Annotated in this window: 17 protein-coding genes, 1 tRNA gene and 4 pseudogenes; 18 read left to right on the top strand and 4 right to left on the bottom strand. The window is 51.7% G+C overall.

Annotated elements, in window-relative coordinates; translation table 11 throughout:
* Nucleotides 1–53: 53 nt before the first annotated feature.
* The 7 genes from MUU46_RS04675 (at nt 54) to MUU46_RS04705 (ending at nt 9,300) form a co-directional block, all read left to right on the top strand.
* Nucleotides 54–542 carry a sugar ABC transporter permease gene (locus MUU46_RS04675; RefSeq protein ID WP_258964921.1) on the top strand — a complete coding sequence of 163 codons (489 nt, stop codon included), beginning with the start codon at nt 54–56 and terminating at the stop codon, nt 540–542.
* A gap of 51 nt (nt 543–593) precedes the next feature.
* Nucleotides 594–1,145, top strand: a complete 552-nt coding sequence (locus tag MUU46_RS04680; RefSeq protein WP_258964922.1) for a M949_RS01915 family surface polysaccharide biosynthesis protein — start codon at nt 594–596, stop codon at nt 1,143–1,145.
* Nucleotides 1,146–1,291: 146 nt separating this feature from the next.
* Nucleotides 1,292–2,500 (top strand): KPHS_23130 family T6SS system protein, encoded by a 1,209-nt coding sequence (locus tag MUU46_RS04685; RefSeq protein ID WP_258964923.1) that lies wholly within the window; start codon nt 1,292–1,294, stop codon nt 2,498–2,500.
* Nucleotides 2,497–5,964: an ImcF-related family protein gene (locus MUU46_RS04690; RefSeq protein WP_258964924.1), complete on the top strand. Its 3,468-nt coding sequence runs from the start codon at nt 2,497–2,499 to the stop codon at nt 5,962–5,964. The genes MUU46_RS04685 and MUU46_RS04690 overlap by 4 nt, the downstream gene beginning before the upstream one ends.
* Complete coding sequence (gene tssA, locus MUU46_RS04695) at nt 5,964–7,565, top strand: type VI secretion system protein TssA (protein ID WP_258964925.1); 1,602 nt, start codon at nt 5,964–5,966, stop codon at nt 7,563–7,565. The genes MUU46_RS04690 and tssA overlap by 1 nt, the downstream gene beginning before the upstream one ends.
* Before the next feature lie 31 nt (nt 7,566–7,596).
* Entirely contained in the window at nt 7,597–8,874 is a 1,278-nt protein-coding gene (locus MUU46_RS04700) for a PAAR domain-containing protein (RefSeq protein WP_258964926.1), read from the top strand.
* Entirely contained in the window at nt 8,875–9,300 is a 426-nt protein-coding gene (locus tag MUU46_RS04705; protein WP_258964927.1) for a DUF1240 domain-containing protein, read from the top strand.
* 88 nt (nt 9,301–9,388) lie between these two features.
* Here the strand turns inward: MUU46_RS04705 and MUU46_RS04710 are convergent.
* A pseudogene (locus tag MUU46_RS04710) lies at nt 9,389–10,335 on the bottom strand (IS5 family transposase).
* Between the two features lie 110 nt (nt 10,336–10,445).
* On the opposite strand from MUU46_RS04710, the gene MUU46_RS23095 reads away from it, so the two are divergent.
* The 8 genes from MUU46_RS23095 (at nt 10,446) to MUU46_RS04745 (ending at nt 18,401) form a co-directional block, all read left to right on the top strand.
* On the top strand, nt 10,446–10,871 hold the full coding sequence (locus tag MUU46_RS23095) for a DUF1240 domain-containing protein (RefSeq protein WP_509908879.1): 426 nt from the start codon (nt 10,446–10,448) through the stop codon (nt 10,869–10,871).
* A gap of 87 nt (nt 10,872–10,958) precedes the next feature.
* Nucleotides 10,959–12,713, top strand: a complete 1,755-nt coding sequence (gene tssF, locus MUU46_RS04715) for a type VI secretion system baseplate subunit TssF (RefSeq protein WP_258964928.1) — start codon at nt 10,959–10,961, stop codon at nt 12,711–12,713.
* On the top strand, nt 12,677–13,762 hold the full coding sequence (gene tssG, locus MUU46_RS04720) for a type VI secretion system baseplate subunit TssG (protein WP_258964929.1): 1,086 nt from the start codon (nt 12,677–12,679) through the stop codon (nt 13,760–13,762). The genes tssF and tssG overlap by 37 nt, the downstream gene beginning before the upstream one ends.
* Nucleotides 13,740–14,285: a type VI secretion system lipoprotein TssJ gene (tssJ, locus tag MUU46_RS04725; protein WP_258964930.1), complete on the top strand. Its 546-nt coding sequence runs from the start codon at nt 13,740–13,742 to the stop codon at nt 14,283–14,285. Before tssG ends, tssJ begins: the two co-directional genes overlap by 23 nt.
* On the top strand, nt 14,285–14,740 hold the full coding sequence (gene tssE, locus MUU46_RS04730) for a type VI secretion system baseplate subunit TssE (RefSeq protein WP_258964931.1): 456 nt from the start codon (nt 14,285–14,287) through the stop codon (nt 14,738–14,740). Before tssJ ends, tssE begins: the two co-directional genes overlap by 1 nt.
* Before the next feature lie 26 nt (nt 14,741–14,766).
* The gene (locus tag MUU46_RS04735; protein WP_258964932.1) at nt 14,767–15,231 is read left to right on the top strand and encodes a hypothetical protein; all 465 of its coding nucleotides are present in this window, start codon (nt 14,767–14,769) and stop codon (nt 15,229–15,231) included.
* Between the two features lie 395 nt (nt 15,232–15,626).
* The gene (locus MUU46_RS04740) at nt 15,627–16,928 is read left to right on the top strand and encodes an MFS transporter (RefSeq protein ID WP_258964933.1); all 1,302 of its coding nucleotides are present in this window, start codon (nt 15,627–15,629) and stop codon (nt 16,926–16,928) included.
* Nucleotides 16,929–17,003: 75 nt separating this feature from the next.
* Complete coding sequence (locus tag MUU46_RS04745) at nt 17,004–18,401, top strand: VasL domain-containing protein (RefSeq protein WP_258964934.1); 1,398 nt, start codon at nt 17,004–17,006, stop codon at nt 18,399–18,401.
* 415 nt (nt 18,402–18,816) lie between these two features.
* Here MUU46_RS04745 and MUU46_RS04750 read toward each other — a convergent pair.
* Nucleotides 18,817–18,978, bottom strand: a pseudogene (locus tag MUU46_RS04750) (IS3 family transposase); the annotation flags it as partial.
* Nucleotides 18,979–19,404: 426 nt separating this feature from the next.
* Between MUU46_RS04750 and MUU46_RS04755 the strand changes: the two are divergent.
* From MUU46_RS04755 to MUU46_RS04765, 3 genes and pseudogenes are all read left to right on the top strand, one after another.
* Nucleotides 19,405–19,824 carry a site-specific integrase gene (locus MUU46_RS04755; RefSeq protein ID WP_258964935.1) on the top strand — a complete coding sequence of 140 codons (420 nt, stop codon included), beginning with the start codon at nt 19,405–19,407 and terminating at the stop codon, nt 19,822–19,824.
* A gap of 273 nt (nt 19,825–20,097) precedes the next feature.
* A pseudogene (locus tag MUU46_RS04760) lies at nt 20,098–20,475 on the top strand (transposase); the annotation flags it as partial.
* A pseudogene (locus MUU46_RS04765) lies at nt 20,465–20,890 on the top strand (transposase); the annotation flags it as partial. The pseudogenes MUU46_RS04760 and MUU46_RS04765, both read left to right, overlap by 11 nt.
* Nucleotides 20,891–21,206: 316 nt before the next feature.
* On the opposite strand, the gene MUU46_RS04770 reads toward MUU46_RS04765, so the two are convergent.
* Both MUU46_RS04770 and MUU46_RS04775 read right to left on the bottom strand, forming a co-directional pair.
* On the bottom strand, nt 21,207–22,403 hold the full coding sequence (locus tag MUU46_RS04770) for a tyrosine-type recombinase/integrase (protein ID WP_258964938.1): 1,197 nt from the start codon (nt 22,401–22,403) through the stop codon (nt 21,207–21,209).
* Between the two features lie 175 nt (nt 22,404–22,578).
* Nucleotides 22,579–22,654 (bottom strand) — tRNA-Phe (locus MUU46_RS04775).

Raw genomic sequence — 22,654 nt, forward strand, 5'->3', positions numbered from 1 at the left:
GCAGACGATTTATTTTATTGCCCGCATTAAATAATTTAATATTGGAGGTTTTTATGAAGTTGTTTGTTAGTGTTTTCTTTTTGTTATTCTGTTCTAGCTCTTTTGCTAATGGATGTTATTCCAAATCGGATGTTGGTTTATTGAAAAGTGTTTTTAGTTCAAATAACAAGGATGGATTAATTGCTCTTGCTTCTGATGGAATAAAAAAAGATATGATTAACGATGAGGTTTTTAAGAATAAAAATAGCACATTAAAGAATCTCTCTGAGATTACTTTTGCTTGGGGGGCGAAAAGAAATGATGGTAGTGCCACGCACTTAAGCTCAAAATTCCCTAGCGGGAAAACATGTGTTTGGAGGGTGACATTCACTCTTCCTAAGAATATTCGTGAGCAGTGTGATGACGATGGGGCTTATGGCTATTTCATTAGCTTTATCAAGATTGGTAACTCTCTTAAGTTAAATGATTTTACGTCGTTGTATGATGTAATGGATGATGGTTCTTTAGCTTGTTCGAGTGCCAATGCTGTTATGATGAAATAATAACAATGAGCATTGAAATGAGCATCTATCTATAAATGAAGGATGATGTTGATGAAGTGTTATTTGGTTTCATATCAACTTTTTATATTGATCTGCATATTACTTATTTTCTCTATGAGTCCTACCTTTGCTAAAGATATAATCTCTAATACAAAGTGGGAAGACAATTCTGGCGAACATTTACTGGTGATTGAAAAGGGAAGTAATGACAATGGAGAGCATTTGTCAGTAAAACAGGTGACGAAGGGAAAGGATGATTGGGTTCTAAATGATTATGTTAATGACTGTGAAGTGGACATTAATCTGAATGTGATAAAAGAATCAATTGAAGTAAACAGTAGTTTTAACGATGGCGAAGGTACAGTTTTATTTGCTTATAAAATAGGATGTATTGGTGGGATAGATCCAGTAACTGTGAAATATTTTGCGTATAAAAACGGAGTGAAATACTCACTCAGAGGAGAAGAGCATATCATTGTTGAAAATGGTAGTTATGGTGGAGAAAATCCTCCAATTCCAGATTGTAATCTAAAAAATGATAAGCGCCTGTTAAATTACATGCTGAAAAAGTGGAAGTCCATTTCAACCACAAAAATAAATTAGCGCTCTGATTCCTTTTTTCTTTAACAAAAAAAAGGTGGTCGTGTATTTGAGTGTGAGTCTACATAATGAGAAGAATATAACATAGTGAATTCCTGCCTCATTTTCATGTCAAGCTAATTTAGTCATATTGTAATATGAGAAAATTAATGTCATATACACTTAAACATCTACCAGAATGCTACCCCAGACCTAAATCTCTGAAATTTTCTCGTTGGCTTATTGCTCTGGTTGCCATGCTTTCGGTCAGTGTTATATTAATGCGTATATTTGGGCGTTATGTTGAAAACCTGTATTTTTGGAAGATTGCTTTAGGTGTGCCTATTGTTTTGTGGAGTGTTCCGTTCGCTTCTTGTTTGCTTCTGTGGGCATTGCAGGATAGCAAAGCAAATGCTTTCGACAAACAGCGAGAACAGTGGATCCTTCGAGAAACCCGTAAGGCACGGCGTGCACTGCAGGTGCTGAATGCAACATTTATTACCGGCCACCCATCAGTTGCTCAGAAAGATACAGCTATTGCGATGCAAAATAACGATAGCATTATTGTTTCGCAGGTCGACCGGGATGGAAATGAAAGCTCCAGGATGAGCCAAATTTTTTCTAGCCCGCAGGACTCGCTAAAATTCGTGATAACGAATATTTTTTCGAAGTTGATTGCTGGCATTCCTTTCGCACATATCCCTGACAAAGTACCACTGGTAGTATTTTTTGATGTAACAACATCGCTGCCTCTGGAGAGTATTCGCCATTACTGGGATGAGACCTGGCAAAAAAACAATATTACTCTTCCTGTTGAATATGGTGAGGGGAGTGGGCTCAGTGTAATCGACCGCTGGTTGAATGAACGTATTAAAGATCAAGCGATGTTATTGATTGTGGGTCTCCAGTTAAAGCCTGTCGAATCTGACAACACAGCTGAAGCCGGTGTAGCACTGCTTCTTGGCAACCGCCTGACGCAAGACGCGCTTGAACCTCTCGCGCTGCTGCACCGGCCAGATGCTGCGCCACCAGGTGAATTAAGTGAGGGGATGAACATGGCCGCCTATAACGTCCCGCTCAAAGAAAATACCGTGAAAAATTTATGGCTTGCCGGGCTGACGGGTGAGCAGCGCGCAGAAGTGATTGTGTGCCAGAACGCATATCCTGCGCAGTCTGTAGAGGACGACGCTATCGTTTCACTCGATACATCCATGGGACATGCCGGAGCTGCAGCCCCCTGGCTGGCTATCGCTGCCGCCACTGAAATCGCCCGACAAACACAGCCACCACAGATGATTATCTGCGGTGATACCACACAGAATGTGCTGTGGAGCACGCTCATTACCCCGATTGCTTCCCGACAGGAGATGGATCCGTGAAGCTACCTTTAGCACCGAAGACTACGGAAGGCCGCTATCTTGCTGTCGCATTGATTTTCTTTTTGCTGTTAGCCGTTATGACGTTCATGGTCTGGAAGCATCCGGATATTGCCGGGATTGAAGACGGCAGTCAGCAGCAAATTTACTGGCTTATCGCCGGCGGATGTATTTCAGGCTGTGCCCTTATCGTATCCTTAGTGCTCCTGGCGGCGGTACGCAGTGCCGGTAAGCAGGAGTTTAATGCGCTTGTCGATAACACCAACGGTGATGATGAGAAAAAGAAACGGGAAAATGGTAATGCGCCCGTTAACCCTGCGGTGGCCATGTGTGACAAGATTCGTGTGCATCTCCGCTCCCGTATTGGACTTTACTGGCGTCGTAAAACCCGCCTGCTGCTAATCACCGGCGATGAAGCCGCAATTGAAAAACTGGTCCCCGGCCTGCAACAACAGCAGTGGCTTGAAGGCAACCGTACCGTTCTGATTTACGGCGGCAGTCTGACTGCTGAGCCCGATAAGGAAAAATACACCGCGTTGCGCAAACTGCGTCGCGGACGTCCACTGGACGGGATTGTCCGTGTCATGCCTCAATCGTTTAACCTGACCCCACAAATCAGTGATAACGATTTACGCGGGCTGGAAAAAATCAGTGAACTGCTCCGTTATTCCGCCCCGGTCTGGCTGTGGCAGCTGTGTGACAGCACCTGGTCGCAGGCAAAACGCACTGAACAGACGACAGGGGCCAGTTTCCCGCTGCGTGCTAAGCCTGACGATATTACCCGCCAGCTTGAGATGATGCTGCCGGCCCTGCGAACGCAGGGGATGAGTCAGCTTGCGGAGAACAACGGTCACGACTTCCTGCTGCGCCTGGGCCAGCACCTCAAAGACGGCGGTATCGCCCGCTGGTCGCAACAACTGGTGCCATGGCTGTCTGCCTCACAGCAGCGCGTTCCGCTGCGTGGCCTGATGTTCAGCCTGCCGGACAGCCACCCTGTTCATACGTCAGAGGGAACAGCCGACGCTGAGAAATATATCCCCGAATCACAACGCCATGCGCTGACCCTGCCGGTGACCTGGCAGGGAATTGTTGATGACTGTACCCGCGTGCGTGGCCGCCGTATCGGTATGGCGTGGGAGCAGACGCTTGCCTGGACGCTGATGGCTATTATCGGTGTCTGGGGGGCGGGGACGCTGCTGTCGTTTGCGGTCAACCGTCTGCAGATTGTCTCCGTGGCGCAGCAGGCGCATGCTCTGGTGGAGCATCCTTCCGTATCGGATTATCAGCTGACGGCTCTGCATACGCTGCGTAATGACGCCGGCCGCCTGCAGCACCGTCTTCAGGACGGCGCGCCATGGTATCAGCGCTTCGGTCTGGACCATAACCAGCAGCTGCTCGACGCAATGCTGCCCTGGTACGGCGTGGCGAACAACCGCCTGATCCGCGACACGGCAAATGCCGCCCTGACACAGAAGCTCAGCGCGCTGGCAAACTCCGCACCCAACGGCGACCAGCGGGCACGGCTGGCGAAACCGGGTTATGACCAGCTGAAAGCCTGGTTAATGATGTCCCGTCCGGATAAAACCGACGGCGCATTTTACGCGCAGACCATGAAAGCCGTGCAGCCGACGCGCACGGGTATTTCAACCGGTCTGTGGCAAAGCCTGTCGCCGGATTTGTGGGCTTTCTATATCTCCGAACTGCCAGCGCAGCCGCAGTGGAAAATCACGCCGGATGTGCAACTGGTCAGCCAGAGCCGTCAGGTGCTGTTACAGCAAATTGGACGACGTAACGCTGAAAGCACGCTGTACGAGAACATGCTCAGGTCCGTGCGTCGTAACTTCGCTGATGTGTCTCTGGAAGACATGACCAGTGGTACCGATGCGCGACGCCTGTTTACAACCGATGAGGTGGTGCCGGGCATGTTTACCCGCCAGGCGTGGGAAGGGGGTATTCAGCAGGCTATCGAAAAGGCCGCAAATTCCCGCCGGGATGAAATCGACTGGGTGCTGAGCGACAGCCGAAAAGCGGTTTCCTCAGACCTGTCGCCGGAAGCCCTGAAAGCGCGTCTGACGCAACGCTACTTCACCGATTTTGCCGGTAGCTGGCTGAGTTTCCTCAACAGCCTGCGACTTAATCCGGCAAACAACATTGCGGACGTCACCGACCAGCTGACGCTGATGAGCGATGTCCGCCAGTCTCCGCTGATTGCCCTGATGAACACCATCGCCTGGCAGGGGCAGACCGGCCAGCAAAGCGAAGGTCTTTCAGATTCCATCATCAAATCGGCTAAAGACCTGGTTGGCGGAAAAGACAAGCCTGCGATTGACCAGTCTGCGTCAGGGCCACAGGGGCCGCTCGATGAAACCTTTGGTCCGCTACTGACGTTGATGGGTAAAAACAAAGGCAGCAACGTCATGTCGGCTGACACCTCACTGAGCCTGCAGACGTATCTGACCCGCATCACCCGCGTACGTCTGCGTCTGCAACAGGTGGCCAGCGCTTCAGACCCGCAGGAGATGATGCAGACTCTGGCGCAGACCGTATTCCAGGGTAAAAGCGTGGATCTGACCGACACCCAGCAATACGGCAGCCTGATTTCGGCAAGCCTTGGCGAAGAGTGGAGCGGTTTTGGCAGCACGATGTTTGTGCAGCCACTGACCCAGGCCTGGGAAACCGTTCTGCAACCCTCTGCCGCCAGTCTCAATGACAAATGGAGCCGCTCGGTTGTCTCGAACTGGCACACCGCCTTTGACGGGCGCTTCCCGTTCGCGGCGAGTAAAAGTGATGCCTCTTTGCCGATGCTGGCTGAATTTTTGCGCAAGGACAGCGGACGTATTGAGCGCTTCCTGACCACAGAGCTTAACGGTGTGCTGCACAAAGAGGGTAGCCAGTGGGTACCGGATAAGGTCAACAGCCAGGGACTGAGCTTTAACCCGGCCTTCCTGAAGGCCGTTAATCAGTTGAGCCAGCTGTCAGACATTCTGTTTACCGATGGAAGCCAGGGCATCAGCTTTGAGCTGCAGGCGCGCCCTGTACCGCAGGTGGTGGAAACCCAGCTGACCATCGATGGTCAGCCGCTGCACTACTTCAACCAGATGACCGACTGGCAGAGCTTCCGCTGGCCGGGAGACACTTATAAGCCGGGAACCATGCTCACCTGGACCACAGTCAACGCCGGTGCGCGTCTGTTCGGGGATTACAGCGGGACCTGGGGCTTCATTCGCTGGCTGGACCAGGGCAAGCGCCAGCAGCTTGACCGCAGCCAGTGGATGATGAGCTTTACCGCCCCGGATGGTCGAACCCTGCAGTGGGTACTGCGCTCACAACTCGGAAAAGGTCCGCTGGCGCTGCTGGATTTACGCGGTTTCACGCTGCCGGATCAAATATTCAGTGTCGACAGCGCGGCCACCGCACAGGCGCTGATGGCCAACACCGGAAACAGTGACATGGATGGAGTCGAATAATGAGCACTTTGCAGAATCTGGTTGCCGCCTGTCAGGCTGACGACACTCAGCTGCGTCAACAGGCGCAGGTCCGCACGGAAAACTGGCAGCCCTGGCTTGCTCCGGTAAATGACACCAGTCCGACCGGAGAAGATCCGGGCTATGACGATGATTTTCAGCGTATCCGCGAAGAGGTCAATAAGCTCTCCGGTATCGATACCGGGCTGATTTGCACGCTTGCCGAAAAACTGCTGACCACCACGGCCAAAGATATCCGGATTGCCACCTATTACTGCTGGGCGCGTCTGCACCAGGACGGGGAAACCGGTTTTGCCGAAGGGCTTGAGCTGCTGGCGGGATTGCTGCAGCGCTATGGTACGCAGCTTCATCCGCAGCGTGAGCGGAGCCGTAAACCGGCGCTGGAGTGGCTGGCAGGCTCCCGTGTTCTGGACAGCCTGTCACTCTGGCCGGAAGTGGTACGCGACGATGCACTGCGTACCGCCGGTGCACTGTTGCTCATCCGCGACAGTCTGGAGTCAGAACCGGAAGCGTCACGGCCAGAATTGAATGCCCTGTACAGCGCGCTGGAATCTCGCCTGATGAAAGCCGGTGGCGTGGATGCTGTGGTGCCGCAGAACGCCGGTAACACGACGCAGGCCCCGCAGAGTTCAGACTTCACCGACCCAAATGCGCCGGTGCTCAGCCGTATCACCTCAGGACAGGATTTGCTGGCCCAGGCCCGTACCCTGACGGAGTATCTGCGTGAACAACCCGATGGCTGGCTGGCCGCACACCGTCTGATGAAAAGCCTGCGCCATGACACGCTGAGTGCTATTCCGGCACCGGATACAGAAGGGAAAACGCGCATCGAGCCGCCGCGCGCTGATCAGCGGGCCATGCTCAAACGCCTGTACCTCCAGCAGAGCTGGCTAGAGATACTGGAGCAGGCGGACAGCGCCTTCTCCCGTGGCGCCAATCACCTCTGGCTTGATTTACAGTGGTATATCCACCAGGCCCTGGTGAAGTCGGGGCAGGATGTGCTGGCCTATATCATCGCCGCCGACCTGAAAGGACTGCTGCGGAGGCTCACCGGGCTTGAAACCCTGGCCTTTAACGACGGTACGCCGTTTGCTGATGAGGTCACGCTGAACTGGATAAATCAGAGTGTGCTGGACGATATGCCCGGCTGGCAGGACGAGCCGGTCAGCGCCGTCAGTGAGACAGATAACGATATCCTGGCCCTTGAAACGGAAGCGCTGGAGAAAGCGGACACTGACGGCCTGGATGCCACATTCCGCTGGCTGCAGACTCGCCCTGGCACAGACGCAACAAAAGACAAATGGTTGCTGCGTCTGCTGATGGCCCGCGTGGCTGAGCAGAAGGGCAGGAATGAACTGGCCCTGCATCTGTTGGGTGAGCTCGACAGTGCCGCACAGTCAATCACCCTCATGCAGTGGACACCGGCACTGCTGTTTGAAGTGAAATCACGTCGCCTCAGACTGCTGCGCATGAAAGCCACACGCAGTGAAACCGATAAATCACGGCTTCAGCCTGAGATGGATTTACTTTTGTCCGGTCTGATTGCGCTCGATCCGGCCAGCAGTGCGGTACTTTGCGGGTAACCCGGACTGAATTCAGCAAAAAGGAAAACATATGCCAGCAGAAGGCTTTTATCTGGTGCAGGGCGATAAAACGACCTGTGGCGGGAAAATCACCACGGGTGCAGAGGATCACACGCTGTTTGATAAACCTGTAGCCCGGGAGCAGGACAGTGTGACCTGCGGTCAACATCCCGGGCTTTTCAGGATAGCCGGGGGCATCGACAACGATACCATTCATGACCGGCGAATGGCCGGAACCCTCGACAGCTACAGTACCTGCCCCTGCAAGGCGAAGTTTATTCCGTCGATGATGGATGATACATACGAGAAGAGCAGTGGAGCTTCCGCTGGAGAATCTGCAGCAGGTTTTACAGCGGCTCCTACGCAGACCTCTCCTGAGCTGCCTGATTATCTGACCGGTGAGCAAAAACCGACAGGATTTGTGCCTGATTATCCTGTCTTGATAAATACCCACCACTTACCCGATGACAAACTTCGGGCTATGCTGGAAGCTAATAGACAGGATTGCATGATCCTGACTTTGCCTGAATGCCTTGAAATAATAACGTCATGGGATTTTGTTCAGCATACATGGACCTCTATTACAACGAGCACTCCTGGCAGCATCGTAAAAACCTACTGGACGAATATTAATGATGTAATAAGTGCGTCAAAAATTGTCACTCAGTTGGGTGCAATGGGGATAAAAGGAACCGTATTTGTTAACCATAAAGGAACTGAGCTTATAAAACTCACTGGTTATCCAGGGATCCGAAAAGTTCTTAATGCCCCAGTATTTTCATTGAAACACCCAAAAATCATTGAAATGGCAATTGGCAAATACGGACTGGCAAAGACTGTTGTAGACGGAACCATTGTGGGATTAATTTATGTATCTGCTGTTGATACAGTTGACTTCATTCTCAATGATGAAACATCCCTTGCGGAGTTTATGGGGACATTAGCTACCGATGTCGTAAAAGTTGGTCTTTCGTCAGTTGTGATTTGGGGCGTTGGTTATGCTGTGAATGCATTTTTACCCTTTGTTCTTGGACCTTTAGCAGTTGTTGTATTTGCTGGAGTGGGTACAGCAATAATACTTAATGCTCTTGACAAAGAATATGGTATTACAGATAAGCTGGTAGCCTATATAGAGTCAGCACAGCAGGAGTTTGTTGACAGAGCCAGAGGTATTGAGAGTGGAGTGTGGGATTTGGGGGCTATGTATGTAGATGGCATGCTTGATAAGGGACGACGGGTTATCGAGGCAGAAGTTAAACGCTATATCCGAAATGCTATCCGTGATGTTGGCTTGAGGAGCTTGGAATAAATGTTTCCGTTGAAAGAAAGAATAATTCTTTTCTTTTTAAATATGCTGATTGCATTTTTGATGATTGTATTCACTTATGTGGGTGTTACATCAGTTATTAAATACCTGTCATTTCCAGATGTGTTTGAATACTCAACAGGGTGCGTTATTTTATCTTTTTCAGCTATTGTTCTTGGGCCGGTGTTTATTAGTGGGTTTCCGGTGGTTTTTCTTGGAAGACGGTTTGAGCATAAGATAGCAGCCATTTTAAACAAGGTAATAATTTGGGGGTTTGTTTTAGCTATTTTATCGGGCGTTCTGTTTCGCATCTATTATATTTCGGAAATTAAGAGTCAAGGGTATGTTGAATGTCAAGATAAAAATCTTGGGGCCTTTTCTGCACTGTCGACAAGATATGCTTTAACATTGGATGATTGTGGGCGGTAAAGAAAATAGAGAAATGCCGTATAATAACGTGGGGCTTTGTTGAATAAATCAGATGTGGGGCAAGCATCTTCGTAGCCGGTTGCAGTTGTCAGATAATACGCACGCTTTCTGGCATGCCTGCCTTCGTCATTTTGTTCAGCGCACGCACCATGGCCAAAGCCTCTGCAACCTGACCATCGTAGTCACGCAACGTCAGCGAACCACTGCTTTACCCTGTACATTGCCGTTTCCGCTATCGACCGACGGTTGTAATCTGTTGTCCATTTCCACCGTGCATTGCTTCCGCTCAGCCGTTGATTCGCAACAGCACGATTGCGGTCTGCATACTCACCGGGCGAGTAGCCCGCTCCCTTTCGGGGAGGAATGAGCGCGCTGATTTTCTTGCGACGCAGCTCGTAGTGGCACCGTCTGGTGTCATAAGCCCCGTCGGCGCAGACGGCCCTGATTTTCCTGTGCGTCTGACGGATAAGCCCCGGGAAGACCTCTGCATCCGTCACATTGTTCAGGAAGAGGTCAGCGCAGATAACCTCATGCATAATGGCATCCACGGTCAGATGCAGTTTCCGCCAGACGTGGCGCTTTTCCTGGCCGTGTTTTTTCACTTTCCACTCCCCCTCGTCGAAGACTTTTAAGCTGGTGAAGTCGATAACCGCATGGGTAATTTCGCCGCGCGTGGTGTTTTTGAACGGGATGCTGACGGACTTAGCCCGCCTGCTGACGCAGGAGTAATCCGGACAGCGAAGAGGAACGCCCATCATGGCAAAAATGGAATCAATAAAGCCCTGTGCGGCTCGCAGGGTCAGGCGGAAACACGTTTAACGACCAGGACGGTGGTGATGGCGAGGTCAGAATAGCGCTGAGGCCGTCCCCGCGATGTGTGTGTGGCGGGCTCATACCAGGCCTGAATAACCTCGTCATTAAGCCAGAAAGTGACGGCGCCGCGGTTGATGAGGGTTTTGTTGTAGCTGCGCCAGTTGGTGACTTTGAATTTCTGCTTTGCCATGGGACGGCCAGTGTTGCCGGATGATGCGTGATCTGATCCTTTCACTCAGCAAAAGTTCGATTTATTCAACAAAGCCCGAGTCTGAGATAAAAAAGTATCTTAAGAAGTATATTGGCGACCTTACATCGCAGGTGATTGATTTATGAGCCCTAAACATAGATTTTTTGGTAACCTTATTATTTGGTGCATTTCATCATTAGGCTCTCTGTGGTTCGCAATTGATGCATATAGTGAGTTATTTGGGTTTGGAAGTGACATTGTATTTTCACCGACAGTCTCCGCGTTGCTAATGATTCCGGTTATTCTGATATTTCCATGTATATATTGGTATTTGGCTATGCAGTACGGCGAGGAACAGGCGGTTATTAAATGTAAAAAAACAAGCAGAGCATTTCTAGGTCTGGTTGGTGTTTTCATCGTAAGTTCTGTCATGTTTTCCTACGCGTATACCTCGACTCTTGAGAGTAAAGGCTATGTGAAATGCACCGGCCGCCCTGATGGATGGATGCCGAGGATGGCCACTGAGTATGTACTACCACCATCGGTATGTGGGCAGCATGATAATTAATAAGAGGTTCCTGTCCTCAGGAACATGTTCAGCACAATTTTATTTAGATAATACTATTCATGCGGCAATTACTGAGCAGAAATATATATGGATGATTTAACCCTGCGTTATTATGACGCTGAAATGCGCTATCTGTTGGAAGCCGGAGAAGAGTTTGCCCGCGCTCACCCTGAGCAGGCAGCAATGCTCAATCTCGATAAAGCGGGGGCGCGCGACCCGTACGTGGAGCGCCTGTTTGAAGGCTTTGCCTTCCTGATGGGACGCCTGCGCGAGAAGCTCGACGATGACCTGCCTGAACTGACGGAAGGGCTGGTCAGCCTGCTGTGGCCGCATTACCTGCGTACCATTCCGTCAATGTCGGTGGTGGAGTTCACCCCCGACTGGCGCGAAATGAAAGAGCAGATGCGTATTGTCAAAGGCTTTGAGGTGAACTCGCGGCCGATCGGTGAGAAGGGCACACGTTGCCGGTACACCACCACCAAAGAGATTACCCTTCAGCCATTGTCGCTTGAGAGTGCCAGACTGGCGACCGATCCAGATGGCCGTTCGGTCATCACGCTGCGCTTTAACTGCAGCCATCTCGCCGACTGGAGCCGTGTCGATCTCAGCCAGCTCCCGTTCTACTTCAACGCAGACGCACCGCTGGCCTGCGCCATGCATGAGGCCTTTACCATGAACGCGGCCCGCCTGTGGTTGCGGATGCCGGGTGACATGGACAGAAGACCGCTCGACGGGTATTTCACCGCGCTGGGATTTGGCGATGATGACGACCTGTGGCCGAAGGGTAACAGCAGCTTTAGTGGCTACCAGCTGCTTCTGGAGTACTTCACCTTCCGTGAGAAATTCATGTTCACAGGGCTGCGTGGGCTGGAGACCGTGGTCTTTCCGGCTGAGCTCCCCTGGTTTGAAATCGACGTGGTACTGGCGGAGCGCTGGGAGCATGACTTCAGCTTTACCGAAAAGCATCTGCGCCTGAACTGTGTACCGGTAATTAACCTGTTCCCGCTGGAATCCGACCCGCTGACGCTCAATTCATTGCAGACCGAATACATGTTGCGTCCAATGCGCGTGCAGGATGGCCATACCGAGATATACGCGGTGGAATCGGTGATGTCATCGAGCCAGCATACCTACGTACCGTTTTCGAGTTTCCGCCACAAAGGCGGAATGATGCGTCATGAAGCGCCGGAATATTATTACCACACCCGCGTGCGCCGTGGCCCGTCAGGACTGCATAACACCTGGCTTATCCTTGGCGGTGAAGCCTTTGATAACCACACGGTACCGGAAGACGAGAGCCTGTCGCTGACGCTGACCGGCACCAATGGCCAGCTACCTCGCAGAGCGTTGCAAAGTACCGTGCTTGATACGGTGATGAAAACCACCTCTGCCAGCATCGCCGTGCGTAACCTGTGTGCCCCAACGTTACCCTGTTATCCACCGGCGCAGGACCGTTTCCACTGGCGTGTGCTGAGTCACCTCGGCAGCGGGTTCCTCTCGATGATGGATAATGCTGACGTATTGCGTGGCACCCTGGCGCTGTACGAATGGACCGATAGCGAAATGAACCGCCGTCGCCTGGAAGCCATCATTGACGTTAAGCACAGTGAAACCGAGCGTTTCGAGCAGGGCTATCTGGTACGCGGCGTGCAGATTGAAGTGACGCTGGACAGTAACGGCTTTGCCGGGCGTGGCGATATCTGCCTGTTTGGCGAGATGCTGAGTCGCTTCTTCGCGCTCTACACCGATATCTATCTGTTTAACCGCCTGATTATCATCCTGCAACCGACCGGAGAGCGCCTGGAATGGGAAGAGAAGCACAATCGCCGCATTCCCGGCTGACCCCAAGGCTGGAAGCCGATCTTCACCGGATTAACTTTTACCGATTTTGCCAGCTGCTGGAAAAGCGGAATCCGGGTAAACCGCTGCTGGGCTCAACCAGCCATCCTGTGGATGACCCGGTGCGCTTTGCCCCGCATCCGGGGATGGGGTTCCCGGCAAGCGAACTGAAGGCTGTCGAATATGACGAAGACGATGACAGCAGGCCACCGCTCATCCGCACAACCTTTCTGGGGATGTATGGCGTCGATTCTCCGCTGCCGACCGCGTATCTCGATGACATCACCCAGCGCCAGGAAGGGCACGAGGCGCTGCAGGGCTTTCTGGATATCTTCAGCCACCGCATTCTGACGCAGTTTTACCGTATCTGGCGCAAATACTCCTACCCGGCTACGTTTGAGCCTGGCGGAACCGACAGCATTTCGCAGTCACTTCTGGGTCTGGTAGGGCTGGGTATTCCCGGTACCGCAGAGCATATCGCCACCCCGGTGTCGCGCTTCCTGTCGCTGCTGGGTGTGCTGCAGTTGCCTGGTAAAACCCAGGAGGGGATGCAGGCCCTGGTGAGTCTGTTGGCACCCGATACCAGGGTGCAGGTGCATCCGTATTGCCTTCGTCCGGTGGAGGTCAGTCAGCCATTGGGCTTTTACGGTGATGACGATTTTCTGCTGGACGGTAACACGCCGCTTGGCGACGAAGCGATGGATGCCAACAGTCAGCTGCTGATTGCCCTGTCCACCGATAACGAACAGGAATCGCAGGGCTGGAAACCGGACGGCCTGCTGTATCAGGATTTTCTGGTGATGCTGCGGGTGTATCTGGGCTGGCGCTTTAAGGCAAAAATCACCCTGACCACCGCCACCCGTCTGCTGGCCATTCCGCCGCTTGGCGAAGGCCCATTCTGGCTGGGGATGAATGGCGTGCTGGGCGCGGAAGATGAAGACATCCCGGACGATATCCCGCAGACCTTTACGACGGAACTGGGTTACTACACCGGGCTGGAGCCCGCAACACCACAACAAGGAAACCGACGTGTTACGTACAAGTTTGATTAAACCCGCGTGCTGGCTACCTGCACTGCTGGCGTTCAGCCTGACGGGCTGTGGCGTGACGCAGGGCGTCGCAGATGGCACCAAATCGGTCTATACCGCCGTGTTTTACAAGAAAATCAAAGTGCTCCATCTGGACTTTACGGCGCGTGAAGCTCTGAACACCGATGCGCGCGAAAGCAATTCGCTGTCAGAGCCGGTGGTGGTCCGTATTTACCAGCTGAAAGACCGCAAAGCATTCGACAAAACGGTCTACCAGCAGCTTCTCAAGGACGGCGACACTATCCTGAAAGCTGACCTGCTGGCGACCCGCGATGTGGTGGTGAAACCGGGCGGAGATGCGAATTTCGATATGCCGATGGAAGAAAACGCACAGTTTGTGGCCGTGGTGGGGCTGTTCCGTCACCCGGATATGGTCAACAGCACCTGGAAGCAGGTTCTCAAACGTGAAGATCTCGATCCGGATAAACCCCGTATTCTGGAAGCAGGGAATAACCATCTGACGTTACAGCCGCTGAAGGATGACTGATGCCACAGGGACACAACACACCATCGCTGTATGAAATGCTGAGCGGTCATTTTTCTGGTGGCCTGAGCCTCAGCCAGGTCAGTGAGCAGAACCAGGTGATTTTATCTGTACTCGATAACATGCAGCGGGTGCTTAACTGCCGCGCAGGTACGCTGGCGCACCTGCCGGACTACGGCCTGCCAGATATGACCAAAATCCTGCAGGGAATGCCGGGTACGGCCCATGAACTGATGGGCACCTTGTCGAGCGTATTACTCAAATACGAGCCGCGGCTGAAGAAAATTGACGTGGTGTTGCTTGAGCAGGAAATTCCGGGGGAGCTGCGTTATGCGATTGATGCCGAACTGAAAGGTATTGGCCTTGTGCGCTACGGCACTGAGTTTATGCCAGAGGGAAGGATCCTCATCCGACACCTCAGACAACAACAGTATCTTGATACCCACACGCGTTTGTAAGCGAGTGGTTTATTGAAGGAAATACCATGTCAGTCAAAGAACAATTTCTAAGTAAGCTCCGGGCGCCAAAAAACACTGATGGCCCGTTCAATAATAAGGGACAGGCAGATGTCGCACAGTTTCAGAGCCGGATGATACAGCTCCGTGAGACCATGGCAGGCTGGCTCGAGGGGACGGGAATAGATATTGAATCCATTGACGTTTCATTGATAGAGCTGCTTATCGGTGAGGGAACATTCGGTGTACCCGGCATTGTGCTGCGGCTGGGTGACCACAAGGTAACTTTCACGCCTGTGTTTTTATACGGTCAGGGTGTGACCGGTTGCGTGAATGTTAGTCTTTGTGCGGCTGGTAGGATGAGCCAGTTGTGTCGCTTGTTTATGCGCAGCAGCGAGCATGATAGCTGGAGCTGGAGTCCTGGATATGGCGGAAACAGAAAAGCGCTTGATGAAGAAGCCTTTTTTCTGATTATAGGCGGCTTGTTGGAATAGTGTCTGGCTCGTCAATATCTGCATTATCTCACCATGCACCTGGCGGATCTCGTACGCGCCTGGAAGACTGGGGCTTCGAAAATCGAGCAACAGCACCGAGGGGAGGCGACACTGGTCCCCAACCGGACAAAGAGAGCTGTGGAAAAAGCCTGGGGCCGCTTAATCAGAAAACGGCGGGCGGACTGGATGCCTTTACGGGGAAATAAGCACAAATAAATCCAGCATAACCGAGCCCTGTCAGCAGGGACCTGTGACGCACTGTTGCCTTTCGCCTGGACTTCTCCGGGAATAGCGCGCCGCTGTACCCCATGTGTTTTATCAGACGCAGATACTGGTCCATCAGGCTGGTATCTGCGTCCGGATATGCCAATCATTTTATTTCCAGGGAATTTGTTATGACCGGGACTGCTGCTGCGGGCGTACCTCGTCGCTCGATGGCGATTGCTGCACTGTCGACCATTGTGGAATGGTACGACTTTACGCTCTATCTGTATTTCGCCACGGTGCTGGCCCGCGTGTTTTTTGGCGGCGGGGATGCATCGCTGGGCATTACGTTGGCGGGTTTTGCTGTCTCCTGGCTGCTACGCCCACTTGGCGCATTTTGTTTCGGACGCATCGGTGACCGTTATGGCCGTCGCCGGATGCTCCTGATATCCATGGCGATGATGACCGCAACGATGCTGTTGACCGCGCTTTTACCAACATACGGACAAGCAGGGGGCGCTGCAGGTGTGTTGCTCTTGCTGTTGCGCGGTGTAATGGCTTTCGCGGTCGGTGGGGAATATACCGGCGTCGTGGCATATCTGCTGGAAAGCGCACCAGAACAGAGGCGAGGACTGGTGACCTCACTGGCATCAGCCGCCAGCGAAGTGGGGGCGCTCCTGGCGGTTGGGGTATCGGCACTGACGGTCAGCCTGCTCAGTAATACTGCACTTGCCACGTGGGGCTGGCGTATCCCGTTTGCCGTCGGCTTTGTGCTGGCCGGGGCATTGTGGGTAGCACGCACCGGCCTCGAGGAATCGCCGGCGTTTTTACGCCATCAGCGAGAGTCGACGCCACTGTCGCTGGTCACCTCACTGAAACGCTTTCGTCATGCCATTGGCCAGTCTTTTGCTATCTCTGCGCTGGGGTCAGTGACGTATTATCTTGGTATTACGTATGTACCCGCATTTCTGGTTTCCACGGGAACTTTTTCAGAAAAAAGTGCGCTGTCATTATCTTTCGTGGCTGCACTGTCGGTGATTATCATCACGCCCTTCATCGGCGCACTGTCAGACCGGGTCGGTCGCAAACCCATTTTACTGTTTCTGTTGATGGGAAGTCTCTTTATGCCGTTGTCAGTCTTCTGGCTGATGAGCGGTGGCCATTACCTGATTTCGATGGCTGGTGCTGTGATGCTGGCCTGTCTGGCGGGGGGGATCAGTGCTGTTGGTGCACCTGCAACGGCTGAATTATTCCCGGTGGCCGGCAGGTTGACTGGCCTTGCGCTCGGCACCACCGCGGCAACGGCCGTCTTTGGGGGAATGACCCCCTGGCTTGCCCAGACCCTAATCAACCACAGTGGTAGTCATCTGGCGCCCGGGTTAATTATCACGCTCGTGGCGCTGGGTGTACTGCCAGTGTTTCTGCGCATGCCGGAAACGGCACCGGGTAAACGCAGACACGCGTCTGCCGGGCTGGCTTCAACAAAAACGTAATAAGCGGATCGGCTTCTCCGGAGTCCAGTTTGCTTTTCCCATTCCCCCTTTATCTCGCTGTTTATGGATACGTTCATGCCTGATTTATCTGCACATCAAGTAAAAACGGGTTGTGACCCACGTGCATTACCGGATTTTATTGCCCTGAATAATGAAATGAGCAAGCTGATGCACCCGGCCCGTCCGGATGTAGACTGGATGCGTACGGAGGTGCTGGCCCTGTCTTTGTTTGAACGTAACGGGGTTGAGTTGCAGACAGTGGCCTGGTATACGTTGGCTCGCACCCATCTGGCTCGGGTCAGTGGGATGAACGAAGGCCTGAATATTCTCTGCGCTCTGCTGGGGTATCAATGGGCGCAGTGCTGGCCGTTACAGACTCATGCCAGGGCAGAGATACTGAACAGTCTGATGCAACGATTGCAGAAGATCTTTCGCACCTTTTCACTGGGACCTGGCGATGTCCCGGCTCTTGAGATTGCCGAAAAACGGCTTCAGGAGATAAAAGATATTCTCAGGCGGCAGGAACTGAATCACGCCAGCCAGATGAATCCGCTGGTGCAACTGATACGCCGTGCACTGAGTCATCTCGAGAACAGTCCTCAGCCTGATGTTGACGAAAGGGACGCCACGTTACCTGACCAGACTTTATCCCTGACAGAAGAGGTTGCTGCACAGACCAGCCGCCTGGTGTATGTCATCAATACTAAACCTGAGATTCAGGTAACAGAGGACATCCCGGCGACATCAAAACGCTGGCCTTCTTTTATCGCTGGCATGGCGACGGCACTGATACTCAGTATTGCCACCGTTTTTAGCTGGCAGGCTCTTCATCATCCGGATGAGGCAGCCCAGACGATGGCAGCATCGGTCGCCGGGATACCAGAGCCGATGACCCTACTGCAGATCGACGCCTTCCGCGAAACGGAGAGCAGCCAGTCACATTCCCGGCAGTGGATTGCGCGAATGGCAAACCAGGTAAACTGGATTAAGACACAGGCACCCGGTTGGCGACTTCGCTACGCTCAGGGGCTGGTCTATCAGGCGAAAGCGCTGTGGCCTGATGACCCGGCAACCCGGGCACTGGTGCAGCAGTGGGAGCGGTATCAGGCAGGCAGAACACTGCCATCCAGTGAACTGAATGGCTGGCATGATGGCATGATGCAGCTCCGGGCGTTGTCGGCACAGCTGGATGCACTGGACAGGCACAAAGGAAAATACCTGACGGGTAGCGAGCTGAAGACGATAGTCTGGCGTATCACCCGTACGTTTGCCAGTGCTGTCCCGGTGGAGGAACAGCTTCGACGGTTGGTACCCGACGCGGGAGGCACCGATGCCCCCAAAGCTGACGCTGAGGAGGTAGCACGCCATCTGGATTCGTTGATCCATGTGCTGGAGCAGCTTTCGGCATTTCAGGTCGATGTTTTGGCAGAAAAGCCAGTAATTCCAGCCCTCGATATGAGCAGCACTAAATGATTAAGCTCCATTTGGTTAATGTCCTTATCATTATTGTGATTACTATGTAATTGGAGTGTTAGTGAAAAAGAAAATAATCTGGACAACCTTTTCGGCTTCTAAAGTCATAATGATTGTCGGTCATTTCTACTACGGATGGTGGTAGTCAGTTAACACGGAAAGAGTATGGTTAGCGCCATAATGGCCCTGGTGAATCGCAATCGTAGTTGAACCTCCCCGGTTTTCCTGGAGAGCATTTTCGCCTGAGTAATTAGGTTGCCACATCCCGGACCCTGTACACCATTCTGTAGAAATGCCTTTTCGCAGAAGTGACCGGCCTGGTGGACGCCGAGCTCGATAATAAAACGACACATTACCAGTCGTCAGTTTGGAGTTGTATTATCCATTTTTGCAAAGCTGCCTGGATTGCTTCTGCTCATGCAATGTGGACACGGCTGTAAGCGAGATTCTGGTTTTGAAATTGTTCCGGACTGAGTCGGCCACAGGAGCTATGACGTCGTCATCAACTGTAGTCATGCCCAATATAATTAAGCACTGTCTGCGGCATTATCTCCCGGTAGATAAAGTACTCGCAGTGGAAACTCCACATTCAGGGGGGATTTTTTCCTAACAAAAACTATCGTAACAGAACCTTTTCCACTCATGCTTCAGTCGCGCCTGATAATCAGCTGAGCCGTTTCTGTCGTCGACGCTACAGCTCGTATTGCGGAGAAACCAACCTTATGCCGACGATTTAATCGCCCGAGATTTTAAAGCGGTTTTGCCGAATCAATAATGGTTGTGGTTGATTTGGTCATGTGAGCCACTCAACTGGTTGAGAGTTTAATCACTTAGTCGCGTGCCGCTATTCGCGGGTAGGCGCAGTGGTAGCATTTAGATGGGGGGCAGCTACTTTAGACTGTTGATATTTATGTCTGCGCTATTTAGCACCACTACTCAAGACTGTTAGCTGACAATCTGCTACAGTATTTTAGCACTATGCAAAACATAAATTTTACAGTGTATGAAAAATAAAATAACTCGTGACGAGTTTAATGAAATCAAGCAGCGATTAAAGTCGATAAGTCATACATGGAGTGATTTGTGGGACTTCCTTTCTCTAACGGATATTAAAGTAAGCGAAGCAGTGCAATTACAATACACTGATATTTATGAAAGCCTGCTGGATTGTACACATAACGGCATTGCTTTGGGGTTATCACCTGAGGCTTTAGGCTTGATTAATCGTAGAAAGAAATTAAATTCGAAGGATAGATATATATTTCAAAGTCGCTCTAATCGAGTGAAATACAAAGAGCAGCCTGTAACTGTTATTGCATTTAACGCAGCGCTGAGAAATGTTGGTATATCTATTGGGCTTAATAAGATTAGCAGTAAACATGCAAAATATAAAATCCAAGTAAGACTGCTACCTCCATGTTGAATGGAATTCGCTGGGGGTTTTAATGTTTATTCTGGAAATATAAAATGATGTGGCTCGCAGTGTAAGTATATGCAGGATGCTTACAAGGTGTGTTAGCTTTTGTAAAAAAACAAACAATGCTATTTTAAAGCCCCGGCCCACTGGATGTGGAACGGGGCTTTTATGTTATTTATACCTTTCCGCTGCAGGGTAAGCGTCTCATGGAGGACGTCTGTTGGCGTCCCTCCGGTTCAGAGAAAATAATGTCCATCATTTATAATGGACATTATCGCCATGAAATACCGGACATTACTCCTCGATGCGCTGCACATACATTTTGATGAGCGTTTACTCCGGCTCGAAGTCGGTCGCCGCCTGGGTATTCCTAAAAGCACTATCTGTGATTTTTTTGCTCGCTTCGCAAAGCACGAAATAAGCTGGCCGTTGCCTGCTGACATGCAGTCCGAAAAACTCGAATATCTGGTTTATCCAGGCAAGGGCACAGCACACTTGCCTGAAGCCCCTGAACCTGTTTTACCCGAAGCCCCCGCCGTCTGTAAGCGACCACGCAGGCCCAATTTTCCCCGTGAGTTCAAAATCGCACTGGCAGAAAAGTCGCTGGAGCCGGGGGCTAACGTCGCACAACTGGCACGTGAACACGGCATTAACGAAGGGGGCTCATAAAATTATGGCCTACCTGCCTGATCACCTGGAGGATGCAGAAAATGAGCTCACCACGCTCAGCCGGGAGCTGTTCCATGAGATGTTGCAGGAACTCCAGGACAATCAGCAGCGGATTAAAGCGCTGGATCTGCGTCTTGCGCTTATCAGCCAGCAAAATGAGGATACCCTCAGACTGAAAAGCATACCCGGTATCGGGCCATTAGGGGCTTCTGCCCTGACGGTAGCTCTGGGCGACAGCGCTGATTTTCAGAATGGCCGGCATTTTGCCAGCTATCTGGGGCTGGTTCCGAAGGAGCACAGCAGTGGAGGTAAAGTCAGACTGCTCGGGATAACAAAACGCGGAGATGGTTATCTGCGAGGACTGCTTATTCATGGAGCCCGCTCAGTGGCTTACCGGGTCATTGTAGTGGCACACTGAATTTGGCCACCTGAATAGAGGTGATATCATCGCCTCATCGTCAAACGTAACAGACGAAGGGATTTAGTTCATTTATCTATTGTTCCTGATCGGCCAAAGATATCTGTTTTCCGTGATTGCTTGCCCGGGAGCACTGTTATTGGGTAAGGCACGGAAGGGCGGTACTTTACTGGTCACGTATTTTGGTGAGGAGTTTTAGGTAGGCGAGATGGTGCACGCCGTCGGTGCCACCGAGTCATTGGTATAGCTGATTCGGGGAGGGATGACGCTCGTGATTGCCATTTTTCCTCCCCGGTATCTGCTATCTTTTGTCCACTCTTTCAGGTTCATAAAGATCGTTGATGTAACAGGCGTACCATTGCATCATTTCCCGCCTTCCATCCAGATACTGAGCGTGGTTATATGTGCCGCGAATTGAGTTCTTATCCACGTGAGCGAGTTGCATCTCGATCCAGGCTGTATTAAACCCCTGCTCATGCAGAATGGTGCTCATGGTGTGCCGAAAGCCGTGGCCGGTAGCTTTACCATCGTAACCGATACGTTTGATCACCATGTTAATACTTGCCTCACTCATTGGTTTGTTGATGTTGCAGCGCCCTGGAAATACCAGTTGATACTGACCTGTGTAAGTCCGTAATTCCCGTAGTATTGCCAGAACCTGGTCTGACAAAGGCACCAGATGTTTACGGCGCTTCTTCATACGGCTTTCAGGGATCGTCCATAACGCATTCTCCAGATCAAACTCTTGCCACTCTGCAGCCCGAAGTTCGATCGTACGCACTCCCGTTAATAGCAGCAGACTGGTTGCCATGCGAGTAATGCAACTGCCGTGGTAATTAGCCAGACTGTCCAGAAACGCCGGTAATTCAGATGCCTGAAGGTGAGGGAAGTGCTCGGTCTTTGGCGCGGTCAAAGTACCGGTCAGTTCTGCAGCAGGATTAATCGTCGCACGCCCGGTCGCGATGGCGTAGCGGAAAATCTGATTACAGTACTGCCTGACCTTGCGGAGTTTCTCCAGCGAACCACGTTTTTCAATCAGACGTAAAACCTCCAGCATCTCTAACGGAAGGATCTCTGCGACGGGACGTTTGCCCACATACGGGAAGATATCCTTCTCCAGAGCCTCCAGAACGCTCTCAGCGTAGCTTTCCGACCATGAGATACACTTGTGTTTATACCACTCCACAGCAAGCGCTCTGAAGGTATTAACGACAGATATCTTTTTGGCGAGTTTTTCTCGCTGCTTTTTCTCGCTCGGGTCGCCGCCATCAGCAATCACCTTTCTGGCCTCATCGCGTTTTACGCGCGCGTCAGCCAGAGAGACTTCTGGGTAAACGCCGATAGAAAGCTTTTTTTCTTTACCGGCGATTCGGTATTTCATGCGCCAGTATCGTTTTCCGGTGGGGGTTACCAGGAGAAAAAGGCCACGTTCGTCAGAGAGTTTATAGTCCTTCTCTTTAGGTTTGGCAGTCTCGACCTGCCGGGCTGTCAGTGCCATATGGGGGCCTCAAATTTCGTTGAACACGAAGAGCCCCCTGAAAAGCCCCCAGATGCAACTTGATTAAGGTAGAGTTGAGTTGAGGTCAGTGGAGTTCGGAATGTTCGAAAGTGATATATGGCAGTGATTATACTTGAGTTTTGTGGAGTTTTGGAGATGTACATAGAAGTGAAAGTGGTGCCCGGACTCGGAATCGAACCAAGGACACGGGGATTTTCAATCCCCTGCTCTACCGACTGAGCTATCCGGGC

Origin of the sequence: Scandinavium tedordense (assembly GCF_024764965.1) — a bacterium.
Taxonomy (GTDB): domain Bacteria; phylum Pseudomonadota; class Gammaproteobacteria; order Enterobacterales; family Enterobacteriaceae; genus Scandinavium; species Scandinavium tedordense.